This window comes from Neptuniibacter halophilus, assembly GCF_030295765.1.
Classification (GTDB): Bacteria; Pseudomonadota; Gammaproteobacteria; order Pseudomonadales; family Balneatricaceae; genus Neptuniibacter; species Neptuniibacter halophilus.
In genome coordinates, this window is the sequence record NZ_AP027292.1 from 3,744,991 (window position 1) to 3,764,769 (window position 19,779).

A 19,779-nucleotide genomic window follows, 5' to 3' on the forward strand; every position below is an offset into this window, starting at 1 on the left:
AGTCATTATAAAACAAGGGGTTAAATAGATAAGGCTGCAAAAACGCCAGCCCACCTGGAAAGCATTTACTTTATTGACAGTGACGGGTTTGCCAACAATGCTTAGTCCTGCAAGCCAATTTCGACCTGCTTAACTTAACGCCCTAACCGGTTAGGCGGGTTGAGAACACTGTGTATTTTTACTGTTACTCGTTGTTGTATCACCTGCCAGCTCGGGTAAAAGCCTCAGGGATGAGAGTGCAGTACAGACAGGATCAGTTCTCATGGACAAACAACTTGTAAATGATGCTTATGATTATCAGCCTGTAGCTGAGCCCGCTTCATCAATCTCAGCTGCGGGAGGGATGAAAGACGCCCACATTATCTATTTCAGACCCAAAGTATCAGACGATCTGGCCACCCCCGATCTGGAGAATGTGCATGTCATGAATAATCATGTCCATGCCGCGACAGATGCCCAGCACGCCATCCAGTTAATCGCCTCAAAAAAGTTTCAGTTAGGCATTGCGGCCTGTCACTTCCTGGATGACCGGATTCTGGATGAACTTAAACAAATATTTACCCGGGATGAGAGCATCCTCTGGATTCTGTTGCTGCCCAAGGCTTTTGTTGACAACCCCAGGGTCGCGTCCCTTATCTCACATTACTGCTTCGATTATCATACCTACCCGGTGGAGATTGAGCGTCTGGGGATTATCCTCGGCCACGCACTGGGCATGACCCGGTTGCGAAATAAAACCGCCGGGGCCATCCCTAAAGCCACCCAGACACGCCTTATCGGCAAAAGCCCGGCCTTTAAAAAGATCCTGATGAAATGCGCCAAAGCGGCACAGGTGGACGCCCCGGCTCTGCTGATCGGCGAAAGTGGTACAGGTAAAGAGCTGCTCGCCAACTATATCCATGACCACTCCGCTCGCGCAGATAAACCCTTTATTGCCGTTAACTGTGCAGCCTTGCCTGCCAGCCTGATTCAGTCAGAACTTTTCGGGCATGAAAAAGGCGCGTTTACCGGGGCCAACAGTCGCCGGATTGGACGGTTTGAGGAAGCTCACGAAAGTACCATCTTCCTCGATGAGATAGGTGACCTACCCCTCGATATGCAGGTCATTCTGCTTCGCTTTCTGGAAACCAAAACCATAGAACGCCTGGGCAGTACGCAAACCATTCAGGCCAATGCACGGGTCATTGCCGCCACCCATGTCAATCTGGAACAGGCGGTTAAAGAGGGGCGCTTCCGTGAGGACCTATACTACCGGTTGAATGTTCTGCCGCTGGATGTCCCGAACCTGCAAACCCGGGGTGCGCAGGATATCAAACAACTGGCGGAATTCTATCTCAATCGCTATACAAGAGAAAATGACCTCAAGAAAAAGAAATTCAGCAGCACGACCCTGCAGTTGATGGGTCAGCATGACTGGTCCGGGAATATTCGTGAACTGATTAACCGGGTCTGTAATGCGGCCATTATGTCTGACAGTATGATCATTACGCCTCAGGATATGGGGCTTGATCGACGTGAGGGGGAACGGCGCCTGATGCCTCTGGCAGAAGCCAGAAACCGGGCAGAGAAAGCAGCTATTCTCAACGCACTCACCCACTGCAACAATAATGTCTCACGAGCTGCGGCTATTCTGGAGACCTCACGCTCATCACTCTATCGCCTGCTGGAAAAGTACGATATTACACCTTGATCAGGCGGTTGGCGGTTATACGCTTCCGGGATTGGCTGCGAAAACGGTCTTGAATCACTGGACCACCAGTCCCAGACCAAATCGGTACTGGTTGAGCTGGGCGATCTTGAATCCCCTAACGCCTGATCAGTCAGCACATTTATTAAGGCTGCTGGCCACCAGCTACGCAGGCTTTCCATCGGCCATCCGCGTATCAAGCATAGATGATATTAGTCTGAACACTCTTCGCCAGCAGGCGCCCGTCCGGGCCCCAGATCTCAGCATTCGAAGAGCTGATACCCTGTTCGCCAAAGTTTACCTTAGCGTGATAACCAAGATACTCCTGCGGATCCAACGGCTCAGGGAAATGGGCGAAATGAATGCTCCAGCTTATCGTCGACAGCGGCTGAAAGCCGACATAATGTGGGCTGGCAGTAGGTGGCCAGGCATCGATCATGCATACCAGATGCGCGTAACTGATTTGCTCAGGCGGCTCACGAAAACGTACCCAGCCGCCCAGCTCCGGTACCTGCTGGCCACTGAACGGAATACCGGCGGTAGCAACCCGACCATCAAAGTGATTAAAGAAATTTGGCAACCCCTCTCCGGCTATCGGCATCGACGCTTCCGGCTGCTTCAGCCTGGGGGCACTGAACGTGTCAATTTTTACGGCGGAATCCAATGGCAGCACATAGTCGGCCCGCGCCACAGCACGCACTTTTCCCTCCTGAATAATCCGGGCACTCTTCACTGTCAGTGTTTTACCATTCGCCAACGTTTCCACTTCAATCTCATAGGGTTTCATGGATTCAAGCGGGCGAACAAACCCAACCTCAAAATTACGCAGAATCCGCTGCGGATCAGTATCTTTCGTGGTTGCATGACAGAGTATCGCGCCCGTCAGCCCGCCAAAGGTTGTCCGGCCCTGCCCCCATGATGCCGGGATCAGCATAGGCTCACCGCTATCAATCGAGCTCAGGATTTCATCAATGTTCATCAGGCATCCCCCTTAATATGCTTACGTATATTTCGCATACGTAATAAATAGCCAAATTTTTTATGCTAAAGCGTTCTCAATAACTCACGCAGTGTTTCTGCCTGCTCTGCGCTAAGGTGAGAGAGAAACTGTTCGTTTGCCGGACGAACCCGGCTGTACACCTCAGCAGCCAGCTTTTCGCCCTCCTGCGTCAGGCTGATCATTATCGCTCTGCGGTCATCAGCTTTGGGCTGGCGATTTAAAATACCCGTCGCTTCCAGTCGATCCAGTAATCCTGTCATGGTGGCATTATCGATTGCGACCTGCTGACTCAGCTCACTGGCGGTAATGCGGCCACTGACATAGAGAAAATTAAGTAACTTACCCTGTACGGCTGTAATGCCGAGATCAGCCGTTGCCTCTTTCCAGCAGCGCACTCCCGCTTTCGAGGCTTTTGCCAGCAGGTGAAAAATGCAGTCCTGAGGGTTCATTGTGTTATCCATAAAGCCGAGTCTAACGAAGTTTTATTTTGCATACAAAATATTTTTTACGCTCAGTTATCGATCATTACCCGGCATGTAATCGGCACTCCACTAGTGCACATATTAGTGCTTACAGCTATATTTTCAGTGGGTAGTATTGGAAAAATCATAGAGAATCCGCTTATAAAAAACACAGCTAATTTTAAATAATAATCTTCAAAATCAGCGGATTGGGATATCAATCTAATAATTAATTTAAATAAAAACGGGAGCAATGCCCCCGTTCATTCAGGCTCAGGCTACAACCTCTTCAAGCTCGACCAGAGTCGGATAATCGTTATACCCTGCCGCTCCCTGAGAGTAGAACGTGGCAGGATCTGCTTCGTTCAATTCAGCACCTTCACGGAGGCGTTCCGGCAGATCAGGGTTGGCGATAAAGGGCACACCAAACGCGATGGCGTCAGCCTCTCCTGAGTTGATCGCGGTATAAGCCTCTTCCGTGTTATAGCCCATATTCAGAATCAGGTTTCCAAAATAATGCGCCCGCACCGGCGAGATAACGTCCGCCTGCTGTTCACCAAGAAAATCTGCACGCATCAGGTGAAGGTAGGCCAGATTGTAATCATTCAGACGTTTCGCCAGCCAGGTTGCCAGTGCCACCGGGTCGCTGTCTTTCATACTGTTAAAACTATTGAGCGGCGATATACGTACCCCCACCCGTTCATCGCCCCATACAGCGACAACCGCATCAATCACTTCCAACAGAAGGCGGGCACGGTTCTCTATTGGGCCACCGTATGGGCCTTCACGGCGGTTAGCACCATCCCGTAAAAACTCATCCAGCAGGTAACCATTGGCACCGTGCACTTCTACTCCATCAAACCCTGCGCACTGAGCATTCTCTGCTGCAACTCTGAACCCCTCTACAATGGCGGGAATCTCCTCATCCTTTAATTCTCGCGGTACCGTATAGGCCTTTTTACCTTCCGGTGTATGCACCTCATCATTAGTAATGGCTATTGCACTCGGAGCAACCGGCACCCGCCCGTCGTTCAAAAGTGGATGGCAGGCCCGGCCACCATGCCAGAGCTGCAGGAAGATTTTGCCGCCTTTGGCGTGGACTGCGTCTGTGATCCGTTTCCAGCCGGCAACCTGTGCTTGCGAGTAGATTCCCGGTTCACGCCAGAACGCGGAGTTACCCTCCATCACCATGGTCGCCTCAGCGATAATCAGGCCGGCAGATGCCCGCTGCGCATAATGCTCCACCATCAGGTCAGTAGGTACATGGTCAGCGTCCGCCCGGCAACGGGTCAGGGGCGCCATCAGTACGCGGTTATCGAGTTCTACGGCACCCAGTTGTATCGGGGTAAAGAGATTAGTCATATCAGACCTCACAATAATCAGCAGTGACTGCAGCCGAAGCCCGTCAGTGTCGCCTTGAATAATGTGAGACTCATTGCATCAAATTCAGCCGTGGCCCGGTAGCCGCGCCTTATTTGATACCGTTGTGAACAAAAGTTACAGCAAACGCCATTGAACCCGTCCCCCATCGTCACCATGTTGCGCAGGGCTTGTCGTCTCTTACCTGTTTTGCTTTGCGTTACAGGCAGCTTGGCGCGTTACGTTTCTACACAGACTTTCTCGCTTCAACCGTCGGTTGAATCCATTGTGAACAGGAACCGCCTACAAGGGTGGCCACGGATCACTTAATCTGAGCCCTATAAACCAGGAGACACACTATGAATATCTTTATTGTCTACTGGCATCCGGAGCCAGCCAGCTTCAATGCTGCCATGCTGAGGACCGCAGAAAAAGTGCTGACAGCACAAGGACATGAGGTTCGGGTTTCTGATCTGGATGCCATGGCTTTCGACCCGGTTTCGGGTCGTCATAATTTTACAACCCGCAGTAATCCGGAATATTACTGCCAGCGCCTTGAAGAGGCCTATGCTGCAGAACATCAGGGTTTCTGCAGCCTGCTCGAAGATGAGATTCGCAAACTGGAATGGTGTGATCTGCTGATCTTTCAGTTTCCTCTGTGGTGGTGCTCCATGCCCGCCATGATGAAGGGCTGGCTGGACCGTGTGCTGGCCTATCAGCGTACCTACAGCGAGGAGCAGAACTATAACCTCGGTCACTTTTGTAACAAGAAAGCGATGCTGTCGCTGACCACCGGAGAGCCTGCTGGCAGTTATACAGAAGATGGCGCTCACGGGGAGATCAATGCGGTGCTTAAGCCGCTGCAACAGGGGGTACTGGCGTTTCTCGGATTTCAGGTACTGGAACCCTTTGTTGCATACCAGCCGGGCCAGTTAACCGAGCAGGTACGCATTAACATGCTGGAACAGTTTAGTGATCGTTTGCGTCATCTCGAACAGGAGCAACCCATCCTGCAACCTGCCGGATGTGATCTTTAATAAGGATTTATAACAGAATGAATATGCAATATACCCCGCCTCAGGTCTGGACCTGGGATAGTGATAACGGTGGTGAATTCGCCAGCATCAACCGGCCAACTGCCGGAGCCACCCACGAAACCACCCTCCCTGAGGGCGAACACCCCCTGCAACTGTATTCACTGGCCACACCCAACGGGGTCAAAGTGACTATTATGCTTGAAGAGCTTCTGCAACTGGGTATCAGCGGTGCTGAATACGATGCCTGGCTGATTCGTATTGGTGAAGGCCAGCAGTTCTCTTCAGGGTTTGTGGAGATCAATCCGAACTCTAAAATCCCTGCACTGCTGGACAAAAGTTCAGACCAACCTGTCCGTGTGTTTGAGTCCGGTTCTATTTTGCTCTATCTGGCAGAGAAATTTTCTGCCTTTATCCCGCAGCAATCCGCCGCCCGTACAGAGGTTCTTAACTGGCTGTTCTGGCAGATGGGTTCCGCACCCTATGTTGGTGGCGGTTTCGGCCACTTCTATAATTACGCACCGGAGAAATTTGAGTATCCGATCAATCGCTTTACCATGGAAACCAAGCGTCAGCTTGATGTGCTGGAACGCCAACTGGCCAGCCATCCCTATATTGCAGGTAACGAATACACGATTGCCGATATTGCGATCTGGCCCTGGTATGGCGCGCTGGTACGCAATGAGCTTTACAATGCTGCGGAATTTCTCTCCGTGTCGGATTATCCGCACCTGCGTGACTGGGCCGAACGTATCGCACAGCGCCCGGCAGTCATACGCGGGCGACGGGTCAATCGGGTCTGGGGAGATGAAGCACTGCAATTACCTGAGCGGCACAGTGCCGAAGACTTTGCCTGAAAATTTATCCTTAGTCCGGGTAAGCTCACCCGGACTAAGGTAACATCAGTAGTATCCTGATGTTGTTGTACAGTAGTGTTCTTGCCTATGATCCCTAACCAATTTCATATCTTTATCGCCGTTGTTAAAAATGGCAACTTTTCTGAAGCAGCCCGGCAGTTAGGGGTGTCTTCAGCCGCAGTCAGTAAAGCGATTGCCCAGCTTGAAAAGAATCTTGGCCTTCGCCTGTTCCACCGTACCACCCACTCCCTGACCATGACTGAAGACGGACACGACCTTTATCGGCGCACCGGCGGCCTGGTAGAGCAACTTGAGGATCAGATCCGCCTCAGCACCGATAAACAGAAAGCCCCGCACGGACGGCTGAAGGTGAACCTGCCAGACAGTTTCGGACGGATGTCGGTACTCCCGCTGTTACCGCCCTTTATGGAGAAATACCCTGATATTGAGCTGGATCTGAGTTTTGACGACCGGATTGGTGATCTCGTCAAGGAGGGTGCTGATGTGGGCATCGGCGTGATGCTCAATCAGGACAGCCGCCTGATCGCCCGTGAGTTCTACAAGCTTCAGCCGGTATTGGTGGCGAGCCGGGATTACGTTGAGAAATATGGCGAACCGCAGCACCCGGATGACCTGGCACAGCACAACTGTATTGCCTACCGCTCATCGACTACAGGGCGCAAGAAAACCTGGAACTTCCGTGTCGATGGCAAACTGATTCAGTTAGAGCCGGAAGGTAACCTGATCGTGAACAATCTCTCCGCAGCGATTAAAGCCGCCGATATGGGGCTCGGCATTGCTGCGGTTGGCATTGGTCACACCAAAGCCTGTATCGAAAAAGGCTATTTCCGCCGCATCTTGCAGGATTATGAAGCAGACCCGATCCAGATCATGATCTACTACTCATCCCGTAACTATCTGCCGGCTAAGACCCGGCTGTTTATCGATCATATTCTTGATCACGTTTATGACGAGCGCACCCTCGATCTGGATGAAGTGATTCACGACCTGTAATAAAAATACAGATCAGGCTGCCCCGCGGGGCAGCTTCAGCGAAATAACTGTTGTCAGCAGCAGGAACAGCGTCGACAGCCAGAGACAGGCCTGCAGGCCTTCACTGCCCTGCCCGGCTATCTGAAATATCCACCCGGATAACAGCGTGCCGATCAGGCGCCCCATGGCATTGGACATATAGTAAAAACCAACATCCAGCGAGACCCCGTCACTGCCCGCATAGTGCACAATCAGAAAGCTGTGCAGTGAAGAATTGATCGCAAACAGCGCTCCGAACACCAGTAATCCGCTGACCAGCACCGTTGCCGGATTCCAACCCTGCAGCAACCCAAATGCGATAAATCCGGGTATCAGGCTCAGCAGCGCCACCCAGAGTGTCGCGCTGCGACCATCTGGCAGATGGCCTGCCTGCCGTCCGGTAATACGTGGCGCCAGCGCCTGTACCATCCCGTAGCCGATCACCCATACGGCAAGAAACCCGCCGGTCTGACTATGGTTCCAGCCTAATGATTGCGACAGAAATACCGGCAAGGCCACGACAAACCAGACATCCCGCGCCCCGAACAGAAACATCCGCGCGGCGGAGAGTATATTAATCGCTTCGCTTTTCGAGAAAATATCGCGGAACTTAGGCTTATTTTTTGCCCGTCCCAGATCCGCCCGCAACAGCACCAGACTGAGCACAAACACCAGTGCTAACACTGCCGCCATAGCGGCTACCGCACCCTGAAAGCCCAGCAACATCAATAACAGCCCGCCAAGAAAGAACCCGACTCCTTTGAGGGCGTTCTTAGAACCGGTCAGGATCGCCACCCACTTATACAGGCGTCCTGCCGCATCTTCAGGTACCAGCAGCTTAATTGAGCTTTTAGCGCTCATTTTATTCAGATCTTTGGCGATGCCTGATAAGGCCTGAGCAGCCATCACCCAGGGGACGCTGAGCCAGCTTGCGGGCACCAGCAGCATAGCCAGCGCTGCTACCTGCAGTGCGAGGCCGATATTCATCGTGCGATTCAGCCCCCAGCGAGCCCCCAGCCAGCCGCCGATCAGGTTGGTGATCACCCCGAAAATCTCATAAAACAGAAATAACAGGGCGATATCCAGAGGCGAATAACCCAGTCCATGGAAATGCAGCACCACCAGCATGCGCAGGGCACCGTCCGTCAGGGTAAAGGCCCAATAGTTACCCGTAACCACCAGATACTGGCGAATCGCTGGTGAAAGCTGCATCAACATACCTTATCTGCCCACCTTCAGTACCAGTTCTGCAGTACGGTTAGCGTAACCCCACTCGTTATCGTACCAGGCATATATTTTCACCTGAGTGCCGTTGACGACCATCGTCGACAGGGCATCGATAATGCTCGAGCGCGGATCGGTTTTGTAGTCGATAGACACCAGCGGACGCTCCTCGTAGCCGAGAATGCCCTGCAACTCCCCTTCCGCAGCCTGCCGAAGTAACTGATTAACCTCAGCGGCACTGGTATCCCGAGCTACTTCAAAAACACAGTCGGTAATAGAGGCATTCGCCAGCGGAACCCGGATCGCGTGCCCGTTCAGTTTACCCTTGAGTTCGGGGAAAATATGCGTAATGGCCGTGGCCGAACCGGTGGTTGTCGGGATCAGGCTCATGCCACAGGCACGGGCGCGACGCAGGTCTTTATGCGGCGCATCCAGAATTGTCTGGGTATTGGTGATATCGTGAATAGTCGTCATTGAACCATGCACAATGCCGAGCTTTTCATGCAGCACTTTCACTACCGGAGCGAGACAGTTAGTGGTGCAGGAAGCGGCGGTAACAATCGGATGCTGTTCAGCAACGTACAGGTGATCATTCACCCCCATCACCACATTCAGCACCCCCTCCTCTTTGACCGGTGCCGTAACCACCACCCGCTTAACGCCCTGCGCCAGATAGGCCTCCAGTACCGCTTTGCTTTTCATCTTGCCGGAAGCTTCAATCACCAGATCACAACCGGACCAGTCCGTATCGTCTATGGCTTTGTTCTGGCTGGTGGTGATTCGTTTATCACCAATCTGCAGTGCGTTACCCTCAGCCTGCGCTTCTTCGCTCCAGCGGCCATGTACCGAATCAAAGTTCAGCAGATGTGCCAGCGTTGCGGCGTCCCCTGCCGGATCATTAATATGTACAAACTCAATTTCGCTCTGACCCCAGGCCGCACGAAAAGTCAGTCGCCCCATACGACCGAAGCCGTTGATTCCTACCTTAATTTTTGTCATGAGATTGTCCTGTCTCTGCTGAGATCTTCAAGATAACCAAGCGCGGATCGCATCCTGATTCGGAATACTGCCACTGTGCATAAGCTGCTCATCAATCACGACCGCCGGTGTGCTCATTACGCCGTAGTTCATAATTGCTTCGGGGTTCGTTTCTTTAATCACATTCACATCAACCCCCACTTCAGAGGCGACTTTGCTGATAACTTCAGCCGTTTTAAGGCACTTACTGCAACCACTGCCCAACACTTTAATCTGTTTCATACACTCACCTTGTTAACGTTTGCGGCTGGCCTTCAGATAAAGGGGGTCAGCACGTTAAAGATCCATCCGACCAGAGTAAAAGCTGCCAACAGCAACGCGAACAGCGTTGCCAGAAGACGCCACTGCATCACCTGTTTAAGCAGAATAAACTCAGGAAAACTCGCTGCCACGGTACTCATGCAGAACGCCAGTGTGGTACCAATGGGCAAGCCATTGACGATAAGGCTCTCCATTACCGGAATCACACCCGTTGCATTGGAATAGAGCGGTATTCCCAGTGCAACGGCAGCCGGTACCGACCACCATTGCCCCTCTCCGAGGTGCTGTTCAATCCAGCCATCCGGGACAAAGCCATGTAAAACGGCCCCCAGACCAACACCGATGATCACCCATTTCCAGACCCGCCCGAAGATTTCCAGAGTTTCAGTTCTGGCAAACTGATGCCGCTCCTTAAAAGACAGGCTGACCGGAGCAGTGGCATTCGCTGTTGCCGCCTGCTGCTTGCCCCGCTCAAGCGCTTTGCGGGCGAAAGATTGCAACCAGCGCTCGGCACGGATCTGATCGAGGAAAATACCGCCCAGCACGCCCACAGCCATACCCACCACCACATATAACAATGTAAACTTCCATCCCAGCAGACTCAGCAGCAGTAATACCGCGACCTCATTGATCAGCGGCGAGGTCAGGAGGAACGCCATGGTAATCCCTACCGGAATACCGGCCGAGGTAAAACCGAGAAAAACAGGAATGCTCGAGCAGGAACAAAAAGGCGTAATCGCCCCAAATCCTGAACCAAGAAGATAACCCAGGCCCCGGTTACGCCCGGCAAGAAAATCACGTACCCGCTCAACATTCAGCGAAGCCCTGACCAGCGCAATGAGGTAGATCATCAACAACAGCAGGACGTAGATTTTGCTGACATCCTCCACAAAAAAGTGCAGCGAATCACCCAGTTTGGTGTCCGGGTTCAACCCCATAATCTGGTAAATCAGCCAGTCGGCAAAAACCGTAAAGATCTCAAACATACGCTAACCTGCAAACCAATGGCGGGTACGGTTGGCAATGGCCACCAGAGACAACATCACCGGCACTTCCACGAGTACCCCGACCACAGTCGCCAGTGCCGCACCGGAGTGCAGACCAAACAGTGAAATGGCAACAGCCACGGCCAGCTCAAAGAAGTTCGAGGTACCGATCATGCACGCCGGTGCTGCCACGTTATGCGGCAATCTGAGCCAGTAAGCTGCCGCATAGGAGAGCGCGAAAATACCGTAAGTCTGGATCAGCAATGGCACCGCGATCAGCAGAATCGCCTGTGGCTGGCGGATAATGGTTTCTGCCTGAAAACCAAACAGCAGAACCACCGTTGCCAGCAAGCCCAGCACCGACCAGGGTTTCAGCGAATGCAGAAAGGCCTGCAGCCGCTGACCATCAGACTGGCGCTCAAGCCGGTGACGTGTCCAGGCCCCCGCCACCAGTGGCAATACAACATAGAGTACAACCGAGATGAGCAGCGTTTCCCAGGGTACGTGAATATCCGTCACCCCTAACAGGAAGGCAGCGATCGGCGCAAAAGCAAAGATCATAATCAGGTCATTGATCGACACCTGAACCAGCGTGTAGTTAGGGTCGCCTTTGGTTAACTGACTCCAGACGAACACCATGGCAGTACAGGGGGCAACCCCAAGCAGAATCATCCCGGCGATATATTCAGTCGCGGTTTGCGGGTCTACCCAGTCGGCGAAGACCCCACGGAAAAACAACACCCCCAGTGCCGCCATCGAAAAAGGCTTGATCAACCAGTTAACCACCAGTGTCAGCATCAGGCCTGCCGGCTTTTTGCCAACATCTCTGATCGCACCGAAATCAATCTGCACCATCATCGGATAGATCATCACCCATATGAACAGCGCCACCACCAGATTAACGTGGGCCACTTCCAGAGAGGCCACCGCAGAAAACAGCGCCGGCCAGATATTGCCCAGCACCACGCCGGTGATAATACAGAGCGCCACCCAGACACTCAGATAACGTTCAAAAATTCCCATTGTTCCGACTCTCCTGGATGGAACGTTGATTTACCCGTGCTGAGAGTTGTTCTGCACTTTCGACCCGCTCCGAATAACGCTGGGTCAGATAGTCACCACAACCGCGGGTCAGCAGAGTAAACTTCATCAGCTCCTCCATCACATCGACTATCCGGTCGTAATAAGATGAAGGCTTCATCCGATCCTGATCATCAAACTCGAGGTAGGCCTTGGCCACCGAGGACTGGTTGGGGATCGTGATCATCCGCATCCAGCGGCCGAGCACGCGCATCTGATTCAACGTGTTAAAACTCTGTGAGCCCCCGCTGATCTGTATCAGGCCGAGGGTTTTACCCTGCGTCGGACGAACCGCGCCCATACTCAGCGGAATCCAGTCAATCTGCGCTTTCATTACCGCAGTCATTGCACCGTGTCGCTCCGGAGAACACCAGACCATGCCGTCACACCACTGCACCCACTCGCGCAGTTGGCGCACTTTGGGATGATCCTCATCCTCCTGATCGGGTAAAGGTAAACCACTGGGGTTAAAGATATGGGTTTCAGCCCCCAGTGCCTGCAGTAACCGGGCAGCTTCTTCGGTTACCAGTCGGCTGAATGAGCGTTCACGCAACGAACCATAAAGAAGCAATATGCGTGGCGGACGCGCTTCGCCTTTCTGCAACAGGGATTCCATGTCAGGGAGATGCAAATGCTCAGCATGAATATTGGGCAGGTCGTTCATTGCGCTCTCCTCACTCCGCGACCGGTAAACATTGCGGACGCCCTTCCATGCTATGCAGCCGTGAAAGAGGCGCCTGCAGCAATGTTGCAGAGTGCACCAGCGTGCTCGAAAGTACCTGTTTCATCCAGTCATTAAGTAACGGATGCATACGATAAAACACCCATTGCCCCTGCCTGCGGTCCAGTAGCAATCCGGCCTTGCGTAACTGGCTCAGGTGACGCGAGATCTTGGTCTGCGGCATAGCCAGCGCTTCCATCAGCTCACAGACACAGAGTTCGCCTTCACGCTCGATCAGCAGCAGGCTCAGCAGACGGGTTTCATCCGCCAGCGCTTTGTAAAATTCGACCGGTTGCAGATTTTTGACTTCAGTATCGATGCTCTTACTGTTAACCAGCACAAACAGACGCAGGCGTTCGCTTATCTCCTGCAGGGTTCGCTGAAACGCTTTAGGGTCATCACTGGTTACCGGATCAGGAAAATCCCAGGCGATCACCACCCCGCTATCGGGCCAGAAACGGCACTCCTGATGCGCTTTGTCACAAAGGCTGATCACATAATCAAATGCTTTCTCCTGAAGGCTCTCTACCGATTTAGCCTGCAGCCCTTCAGTTTCAAGGCCAAAGCTTTCAAGGGCATCGAGTGTGCGGGGATCAATTTCTGTCGGTGCGGTACCGGCACTGAAGACCCTGAACTGATCACCCCCGAGGTGACGCAGCAGCGCTTCAGCCATCTGTGACCGGGCTGAATTAGCGGTGCAGACGAATAAGACTTTTTTCATAGCATTCCTCCAGAATCTGCACGCATGTTACATTCGAAAAAAAGCATATGCAATATTCCACATATGCAATTTTTCAGATAAAAGAGTTCAGATAAAAGAGGTAGCGCTCATCAAGGATGCCTGTCAGGCAAGAAGGTAACTACAGAGGAAGGCAATAAACGAGGAAGATAACAATCAGAGGAAGGTAACAACAGCAAAGCCCGGCACTGGCCCGGGTTGAACAAACCCGCATTGACAGAGCGCCGCCCACGACAGAGTGCCGGGGCGGCTCGGGAGATCAGGCGTCGGCTGTCAGGCCGGACACCCAGGTGCCGGAGAACACACGCTGCAAGCGGGTATACGCTTCGAGCTTACGGGTTCTGGCAGTCACCAGATCTGCCTCAGAGTTCAACAGATCGCGCTGGGCGTCCAGATAATCCAGATAGGGAATAATCCCCTCCTCATAACGGGACCGGGCCTGCTCATAAGCATCGCGGGCGTAAGCCTGACGTTGCTCCAGCTCGGCCAGGCGAACCTGATAGGCCTGCCAGTCAAGAATCGCACCATCTGCCCGGTTCAGCAGGTTGAGCCAGGTTTGTTCATACTCGGCGACAACCGCCTGCTCTTCAAGGCTACGGGCTTCCAGATTGGCGCGTAACGCCGATAGATTAAACAGCGACCAGTTAAGCCGTGGCTGTATGGCAATCTGCTCCCGGGCATCGGTCAGATTCAGACTGGAGGCACTCAGCCAACCCAGCACGCCACTGACACTGATATCCGGATAGAGCGAAGCCTGCGCTTCGTCAGACAGTGCTACAGCATCCGCCACACGTGCTTCTGCGAGACGTACCTCAGGGGCCTGACGCAAGGCTCGTTCCGGTTCTCTGATTTGCAACTGCAGCGCCTGTTCCGGGTAAAGCTGCGGGATCTGTACCCCGGCTTGCAGTTCTGTCAGGGTTTGTCCGGTCAAAGTCGCCAGCGCTTCCTGATATTGGGTGCGCAGTACATCCAGATCAGGTTTTCGCGCCCGATACTCAAACAGCAATGCCTGAGTACGGCTGAGTTCCAACGGTGTTGACAGCCCTTCATCAACGCGCAACTGCAGCACACTTACACTCTGGTTGAGTAACTGCAACTGCTTATTGAGCAGAGTGAGTTGCTCTTCGGTACCCATTAAGCGGATGTAGGTATCCACCACCCCGCTGACCACATCAGCCAGACTCTGCGCACGCAGAGCCTGCTGATTTTCAACGCTGGCCTGAGCCTGACGGATACGCGCACTGATCCGGCCAAACAGATCCAACTGCCACTCGGCTGCCAGCCCTGCGGCAGCACGTTCCTGACGGCTGACCTCCAATCCACTACTGCCCTGTTGCCGGGACATTTCCAGTGAGCCGGATACCCCACCCTGCGGGCGACGCTGATCGCGACTGACCTGCAAGCGGGCCAGTTCTGCTTCCAGTCGCAGCGCCGTTGCTGACAGATCATGGTTGTTTGCAAGCGCCTGATTGACCAGCGCTGCCAGTTGCGGATCTGAGAAATCCTGCCACCAGCGATCCCCGTTCCGGGTTTCCGTCGCCTGAGCAGCGACACTGCCGGTGACCTGCTGCAGGGCCCGGGCATCGGGCGCAGGCAGAGGTGCATGCTGAGCTGTGATTGCACAGCCCGCCAGCCAGATTGCCGCCGCCATCACCGACACAGGACGCACAACCGTCCGCGATAAATGCAACTTAGTCATGGCTTGCCTCCACAGTCTGCTGTGTTTCTTGTTTACGTCGCTCCAGTGCCGTCATGGCCATATAGAACACCGGCGTGAACAGCAGGCCAAACAGGGTCACCCCGATCATCCCGGAAAAGACCGCCACACCCATGGCCTGACGCATCTCTGCACCCGCGCCACTGGCCAGTACCAGTGGTACAACACCGGCGGTAAAGGCAATGGAGGTCATCAGAATCGGGCGCAATCGCAGGCGACAGGCTTCGAGAATCGCATCCAGACGCGATGCCCCCTGATGACGGCTGTCCCGTGCGAACTCAACCATCAGTATCGCGTTCTTACAGGCCAGAGCCACCAGTACGATCAGCGCAATCCGGGTGAAGATATTATTATCTCCGTCCATCAGCCAGATACCTGCCAGTGCCGACAGAATGGTCATCGGTACGATCAGGATGATGGCCAGAGGCAGAGTCAGGCTCTCATACTGTGCAGCCAGCACCATAAACACCAGCAAGACCACCAGCGGGAAGATATACACCATGGTGTTACCCGCCAGAATCTGCTGATAGGTCACTTCAGTCCATTCAAAGGCCATACCCTTATCCAGCTCCTGCTGCAGGATTCGCTCGATGGCTGCCTGAGCCTGATCGGAGCTGTACCCCGGCGCCGGATTACCATTTAACTCGGCACTCGGGTAACCGTTGTAATGCATCACACGATCGGGCCCTATTGCCGGTTCTACCGTCAGCACCGAACCCAGCGGAACCATATCACCCGCAGCATTACGCACTTTCAGACGCAATATCTGCTCAGGATCAACACGGAAGCCGGCGTCGGCCTGTGCATTCACCTGATAGGTCTTACCGAACAGGTTGAAGTCGTTGACATAAAGAGACCCCAGATAGATCTGCAGGGTTTCGAAAACCTGCTCCAGAGGAATTCCCTGTAACATAGCCTGTTCGCGATCGACCTCGATATCCATCTGTGGCACCTGAATACGGAAGCTCGAATAGAGCCCGGTCAGCGCCGGATCCTGTCGCGCAGCATTCAGCACCTTCTGCAGGTTCTCAAACAGCGCCTCAAATCCAAGGCTGCCACGGTCTTCAATCTGCAGTTTGAAGCCGCCGGTTGTACCCAACCCCAGAATCGGAGGTGGCGGGAATACCGCAACAAAGGCTTCATCAATCGCCGCAAAGCGCCCGTTAAGCTGACCGGCAATCGCATTGGCCGACAGCGCAGGGGCACCACGTTCAGCGAAATCTTCCAGTGTTACAAACACGATGCCGCTGTTAGAGCTGTTGGTAAAACCGTTAACCGACAGGCCGGGGAACGAAACCGTCTGCATCACACCCTTGGTCTGCAGCGCGATTTTTTCCATCTCACGTACTACTGATTCAGTACGGTCCAGGCTGGAAGCATCCGGCAACTGCGCCACCGCCACCAGATATTGCTTATCCTGCAGTGGAATAAAACCACCCGGCACTGCATCAAACAGTTTAATGGTTCCACCCAGCAGGCCCAGATAAACAACACCGACGACAACACTGAGACGAATCAGCTTCTTAACGCCTTTTTCATACATCCGGCCACTGCGCTCAAACAGGCGGTTGAACGGTTCAAATAACCAGCGACCAAACAGTGCATTCATCCCCCGGGTCAGCAGATCCGGTTTTGCATCATGTCCGCGCAACAACAGTGCCGACAGCGCCGGAGACAGCGTCAGAGAGTTAAACGCTGAGATCAGCGTAGAGATCGTAATCGTTAACGCGAACTGCTTATAAAACTGGCCACTCAGGCCCTGAATAAAGGCTGTCGGAATAAAGACCGCACACAGTACCAGCGCAATCGCAATAATCGGGCCGGTTACTTCAGTCATGGCCTGACGGGTTGCCGCAACCGGTGAAAGTCCGTTGGCGATGTTACGTTCTACGTTTTCCACGACCACGATAGCGTCGTCTACCACGATGCCGATCGCCAGAACCAGCCCAAATAGCGACAGGGTATTAATCGATACACCGAGCCACTGCATCACGGCAAAGGTACCGATCAGCGATACCGGTACTGCAATCAGAGGAATAATCGAAGCGCGCCATGTCTGCAGGAACAGAATCACCACAATCACAACCAGCACAATCGCTTCAAGCAGCGTATGAATCACCGCATCAATTGAGCCCCGGACAAATACCGTCGGGTCATAGGCAATTTTGTATTCAACACCGTCCGGGAACTGCTGCGCCAGATCATCCATCGTGGTGCGGACCTGATCAGAAAGCTCGATCGCGTTAGCACCCGGACGCTGGAAAATCGGGATCGCCACGGCGGTCTGCCCGTTCAGCAACGCCCGCAGTGAATAGGTATCCTGCCCCAGATCGATGCGGGCCACATCACGCAGCCGGGTAATCGCACCGCTCTCATCAACCTGAACAACAATGTTCTCAAACTCTTCGGTACTTTCCAGACGGCCCTTCACGTTCAGCAGCACCTGAAATTCGCTGTCGAGGCTGACCGGCTGAGCGCCAAGACTACCCGCAGCCACCTGCTGGTTCTGTTCACGTACCGCAGCAACCACATCACCGGGCACCAGATTACGCGCCGCCAGTGCATCCGGGTCCAGCCACAGACGCATGGAGTATTTGCCACCGCCGAAAAGCTGCACATCACCCACACCCGGCAGGCGTGCAAGCTGATCTTTAATATAAATATCGGCGTAGTTAGACAGGTAGCTGATCTCACGATCCCCCTCCGGGGAGAACAGATGAACCACCATGGTCAGGTTTGGCGACGATTTCTCGGCGACTACACCGAGCCGCTGAACCTCCTGCGGCAGCCGTGGTAGCGCACTGGTTACGCGGTTCTGCACCTGAACCTGAGCCCGGTCGAGATCGGTACCCAGCGCGAAGGTCAGTGTCAGAGTCATCCGCCCGTCGGTGGTTGCCTGTGAGAACATATACAGCATGTTTTCAATGCCGTTCATCTCCTGCTCCAGCGGCGAGGCAACGGTTTCAGCAATGACCTTCGGATTGGCGCCCGGATAATTAGCCGTCACCACCACTGTCGGTGGCACCACTTCCGGGTACTCGCTGACCGGTAACTGAAACAGCGAGATACTGCCCCCGACCAGTATCAGCAAAGACAGCATGGCCGCAAAGATGGGCCGGCTGATAAAGAAATGACTGAATTTCATGTGTGCTGTTTCCGTTTATGCTGAAGGTTTTGACAACTGTGCAACCAGTGTCAGATCCTGTGCTTCAATTTTTACATCACGCGGTGCCACCGGCATGCCGGGGCCAACCCGTGCCGGTCCATTCACCGCAATGCGCTCGCCCGGCTCCAGCCCGGATTCAACGATACGCAGAGCGCCTTCACGACGGCCCAGTTCAACCCGGCGGTATTCCAGCACATTGCTGTCGTTAACGATCAGGACAAAGCGGCTTTTAAGATCCGTTCCTACCGCCCGGTCAGGTACCACGATCTTCGGCTGGCTGGCCTCTGCTTTAAGCTGAATACGGGCAAACGCACCGGGTCTCAGACCTGCATCTGCAGAAGCTAAAACGGCACGCACGCGCAGGGTACCGGTCTGTTCGTTAATCCGGTTATCGATAAAGTCGATCACCCCGTGATATTTCTGATCATGGTTGCCGGCAAGGCTCAACTGCGCCTCTGTCTCGCTGTTCATCTTGACTGCGGCAAAGGAAGCGTTCCAGGTGCGTTCATCGACATCAAAGTAGGCATACAGCCGGTCGGTAGCTACCAGCGAGGTCAGTACACTCTGCCCGGCCTGCACGTTATTACCTGCGGTAATAAATGCATTAGATACCTGCCCGTCGATCGGTGCCCGGACTTGAGTAAATTCCAGATTCAACCGGGCAGCTTCCAGCGCGGCTTTAACCGAGCCCAGCTCAGCCAGACGCTGGCTGGCAACGGAGAGACGCGATTCAGCCTGCTCAGCAGACATCGCATTGCGTCCCTGCAGGCGTTTCGCACGCTGCGCTTCGGAACGGGCCTGACGCAACGCCGCCTGGGCACGATTCAGCTCAGCTTCCAGCCGTGCCACTTCGGCAGCAAAGGGCCGCGCATCAATGCGGAACAGCAGGTCGCCGCGTTTAACGTGGCTGCCCTCACGAAACTCAACTGATTCAATGACACCCGACACACGCGGCCGTAATGCAACCTGCTGTGGTGATTCCAGTCGGGTGGTAAAGGTATATTCCGGGCTGTACTGTGCATACAGCACCGGTGCTACATCTACCGGCTGGGCCGGCGGGGCCGACGTGCTGGACGGGTCTGCCTCGGCAGTACAACCAGCCAGTACAACAGCAAATAAAACAGAGGACAGTAAGCGAAGTTGCATAGTTCTCACTCCAGTGTGGCCTGTAAAGGGTCGAAGGGGATTGTCAGACGCAAGTATCAGGCAAGCAGAACAGTGCTTGTAGACCGGTAACGGTTACATTGGTTAAAACAATAAGTTGAAAGCTGATTAAAACCTTTGTAACCATGCGGCATTGGCACGTGCAATACAGTGGTATCAAAGGTCAAGACTGGCCCCCTGCAGAGGCCCGGCCGCCACGGAAAACGAGGGCTTGCCGATGCGGCACTTTATACCGCTATTCTCCATGAAACGG

At 53.9% G+C, this 19,779-nt stretch carries 17 protein-coding genes; 4 read left to right on the forward strand and 13 right to left on the reverse strand.

The genetic code is table 11. The features are described from left to right. The first annotated feature begins 262 nt into the window (after window positions 1-262). On the forward strand, window positions 263-1,690 hold the full coding sequence (locus QUD59_RS17440; RefSeq protein WP_286238542.1) for a sigma-54 dependent transcriptional regulator: 1,428 nt from the start codon (window positions 263-265) through the stop codon (window positions 1,688-1,690). Between the two features lie 193 nt (window positions 1,691-1,883). Here the strand turns inward: QUD59_RS17440 and QUD59_RS17445 are convergent, their stop codons facing one another. The 3 genes from QUD59_RS17445 to QUD59_RS17455 all read right to left on the reverse strand — a co-directional run bounded on the left by QUD59_RS17445 (window position 1,884) and on the right by QUD59_RS17455 (window position 4,510). Continuing rightward, entirely contained in the window at window positions 1,884-2,666 is a 783-nt protein-coding gene (locus QUD59_RS17445) for a thioesterase family protein (protein ID WP_286238543.1), read from the reverse strand. Between the two features lie 65 nt (window positions 2,667-2,731). Continuing rightward, window positions 2,732-3,136, reverse strand: coding sequence for a MarR family winged helix-turn-helix transcriptional regulator (locus tag QUD59_RS17450; RefSeq protein WP_286238544.1), 405 nt, complete (start codon window positions 3,134-3,136; stop codon window positions 2,732-2,734). Between the two features lie 285 nt (window positions 3,137-3,421). Further along, entirely contained in the window at window positions 3,422-4,510 is a 1,089-nt protein-coding gene (locus tag QUD59_RS17455; protein WP_286238546.1) for an alkene reductase, read from the reverse strand. A 356-nt stretch (window positions 4,511-4,866) separates the two neighbouring features. On the opposite strand from QUD59_RS17455, the gene QUD59_RS17460 reads away from it, so the two are divergent. From QUD59_RS17460 to QUD59_RS17470, 3 genes are all read left to right on the forward strand, one after another. Further along, window positions 4,867-5,544, forward strand: a complete 678-nt coding sequence (locus QUD59_RS17460; RefSeq protein WP_286238547.1) for an NAD(P)H-dependent oxidoreductase — start codon at window positions 4,867-4,869, stop codon at window positions 5,542-5,544. Between the two features lie 17 nt (window positions 5,545-5,561). Further along, window positions 5,562-6,398 (forward strand): glutathione-dependent disulfide-bond oxidoreductase, encoded by an 837-nt coding sequence (gene yghU, locus QUD59_RS17465; protein ID WP_286238548.1) that lies wholly within the window; start codon window positions 5,562-5,564, stop codon window positions 6,396-6,398. An 87-nt stretch (window positions 6,399-6,485) separates the two neighbouring features. Continuing rightward, window positions 6,486-7,412, forward strand: a complete 927-nt coding sequence (locus tag QUD59_RS17470) for a LysR family transcriptional regulator (protein WP_286238549.1) — start codon at window positions 6,486-6,488, stop codon at window positions 7,410-7,412. A 12-nt stretch (window positions 7,413-7,424) separates the two neighbouring features. Here QUD59_RS17470 and arsJ read toward each other — a convergent pair whose 3' ends face one another. From arsJ to QUD59_RS17520, 10 genes are all read right to left on the reverse strand, one after another. Beyond that, window positions 7,425-8,648, reverse strand: a complete 1,224-nt coding sequence (arsJ, locus tag QUD59_RS17475) for an organoarsenical effux MFS transporter ArsJ (RefSeq protein ID WP_286238550.1) — start codon at window positions 8,646-8,648, stop codon at window positions 7,425-7,427. A gap of 3 nt (window positions 8,649-8,651) precedes the next feature. Then, window positions 8,652-9,653 carry an ArsJ-associated glyceraldehyde-3-phosphate dehydrogenase gene (locus QUD59_RS17480; protein ID WP_286238552.1) on the reverse strand — a complete coding sequence of 334 codons (1,002 nt, stop codon included), beginning with the start codon at window positions 9,651-9,653 and terminating at the stop codon, window positions 8,652-8,654. A gap of 27 nt (window positions 9,654-9,680) precedes the next feature. Then, window positions 9,681-9,914 carry a thioredoxin family protein gene (locus QUD59_RS17485; RefSeq protein WP_286238553.1) on the reverse strand — a complete coding sequence of 78 codons (234 nt, stop codon included), beginning with the start codon at window positions 9,912-9,914 and terminating at the stop codon, window positions 9,681-9,683. Between the two features lie 32 nt (window positions 9,915-9,946). After that, a complete protein-coding gene (locus QUD59_RS17490; protein ID WP_286238554.1) occupies window positions 9,947-10,939 on the reverse strand; it encodes a permease in 993 nt (330 codons plus the stop codon). Window positions 10,940-10,942: 3 nt separating this feature from the next. Continuing rightward, window positions 10,943-11,962 (reverse strand): ACR3 family arsenite efflux transporter, encoded by a 1,020-nt coding sequence (gene arsB, locus QUD59_RS17495; RefSeq protein ID WP_286238555.1) that lies wholly within the window; start codon window positions 11,960-11,962, stop codon window positions 10,943-10,945. Further along, window positions 11,949-12,683: an arsenical resistance protein ArsH gene (arsH, locus tag QUD59_RS17500; protein ID WP_286238557.1), complete on the reverse strand. Its 735-nt coding sequence runs from the start codon at window positions 12,681-12,683 to the stop codon at window positions 11,949-11,951. The genes arsB and arsH overlap by 14 nt, the downstream gene beginning before the upstream one ends. Before the next feature lie 10 nt (window positions 12,684-12,693). Further along, window positions 12,694-13,461 carry a metalloregulator ArsR/SmtB family transcription factor gene (locus QUD59_RS17505; protein ID WP_286238558.1) on the reverse strand — a complete coding sequence of 256 codons (768 nt, stop codon included), beginning with the start codon at window positions 13,459-13,461 and terminating at the stop codon, window positions 12,694-12,696. Window positions 13,462-13,738: 277 nt separating this feature from the next. Continuing rightward, on the reverse strand, window positions 13,739-15,178 hold the full coding sequence (locus QUD59_RS17510) for a TolC family protein (RefSeq protein ID WP_286238559.1): 1,440 nt from the start codon (window positions 15,176-15,178) through the stop codon (window positions 13,739-13,741). Next, window positions 15,171-18,341 (reverse strand): efflux RND transporter permease subunit, encoded by a 3,171-nt coding sequence (locus QUD59_RS17515; RefSeq protein WP_286238560.1) that lies wholly within the window; start codon window positions 18,339-18,341, stop codon window positions 15,171-15,173. The genes QUD59_RS17510 and QUD59_RS17515 overlap by 8 nt, the downstream gene beginning before the upstream one ends. A gap of 15 nt (window positions 18,342-18,356) precedes the next feature. Continuing rightward, a complete protein-coding gene (locus QUD59_RS17520; RefSeq protein WP_286238561.1) occupies window positions 18,357-19,508 on the reverse strand; it encodes an efflux RND transporter periplasmic adaptor subunit in 1,152 nt (383 codons plus the stop codon). Window positions 19,509-19,779 lie beyond the last annotated feature (271 nt).

What these genes read in the sequence shown, in the direction of transcription:
- QUD59_RS17440 (WP_286238542.1), top strand. Translation starts at nt 263, where the DNA reads ATGGACAAACAACTTGTAAATGATGCTTATGATTATCAGCCTGTAGCT.
- QUD59_RS17445 (WP_286238543.1), bottom strand. Translation starts at nt 2,666, where the DNA reads ATGAACATTGATGAAATCCTGAGCTCGATTGATAGCGGTGAGCCTATG.
- QUD59_RS17450 (WP_286238544.1), bottom strand. Translation starts at nt 3,136, where the DNA reads ATGAACCCTCAGGACTGCATTTTTCACCTGCTGGCAAAAGCCTCGAAA.
- QUD59_RS17455 (WP_286238546.1), bottom strand. Translation starts at nt 4,510, where the DNA reads ATGACTAATCTCTTTACCCCGATACAACTGGGTGCCGTAGAACTCGAT.
- QUD59_RS17460 (WP_286238547.1), top strand. Translation starts at nt 4,867, where the DNA reads ATGAATATCTTTATTGTCTACTGGCATCCGGAGCCAGCCAGCTTCAAT.
- yghU (WP_286238548.1), top strand. Translation starts at nt 5,562, where the DNA reads ATGAATATGCAATATACCCCGCCTCAGGTCTGGACCTGGGATAGTGAT.
- QUD59_RS17470 (WP_286238549.1), top strand. Translation starts at nt 6,486, where the DNA reads ATGATCCCTAACCAATTTCATATCTTTATCGCCGTTGTTAAAAATGGC.
- arsJ (WP_286238550.1), bottom strand. Translation starts at nt 8,648, where the DNA reads ATGTTGATGCAGCTTTCACCAGCGATTCGCCAGTATCTGGTGGTTACG.
- QUD59_RS17480 (WP_286238552.1), bottom strand. Translation starts at nt 9,653, where the DNA reads ATGACAAAAATTAAGGTAGGAATCAACGGCTTCGGTCGTATGGGGCGA.
- QUD59_RS17485 (WP_286238553.1), bottom strand. Translation starts at nt 9,914, where the DNA reads ATGAAACAGATTAAAGTGTTGGGCAGTGGTTGCAGTAAGTGCCTTAAA.
- QUD59_RS17490 (WP_286238554.1), bottom strand. Translation starts at nt 10,939, where the DNA reads ATGTTTGAGATCTTTACGGTTTTTGCCGACTGGCTGATTTACCAGATT.
- arsB (WP_286238555.1), bottom strand. Translation starts at nt 11,962, where the DNA reads ATGGGAATTTTTGAACGTTATCTGAGTGTCTGGGTGGCGCTCTGTATT.
- arsH (WP_286238557.1), bottom strand. Translation starts at nt 12,683, where the DNA reads ATGAACGACCTGCCCAATATTCATGCTGAGCATTTGCATCTCCCTGAC.
- QUD59_RS17505 (WP_286238558.1), bottom strand. Translation starts at nt 13,461, where the DNA reads ATGAAAAAAGTCTTATTCGTCTGCACCGCTAATTCAGCCCGGTCACAG.
- QUD59_RS17510 (WP_286238559.1), bottom strand. Translation starts at nt 15,178, where the DNA reads ATGACTAAGTTGCATTTATCGCGGACGGTTGTGCGTCCTGTGTCGGTG.
- QUD59_RS17515 (WP_286238560.1), bottom strand. Translation starts at nt 18,341, where the DNA reads ATGAAATTCAGTCATTTCTTTATCAGCCGGCCCATCTTTGCGGCCATG.
- QUD59_RS17520 (WP_286238561.1), bottom strand. Translation starts at nt 19,508, where the DNA reads ATGCAACTTCGCTTACTGTCCTCTGTTTTATTTGCTGTTGTACTGGCT.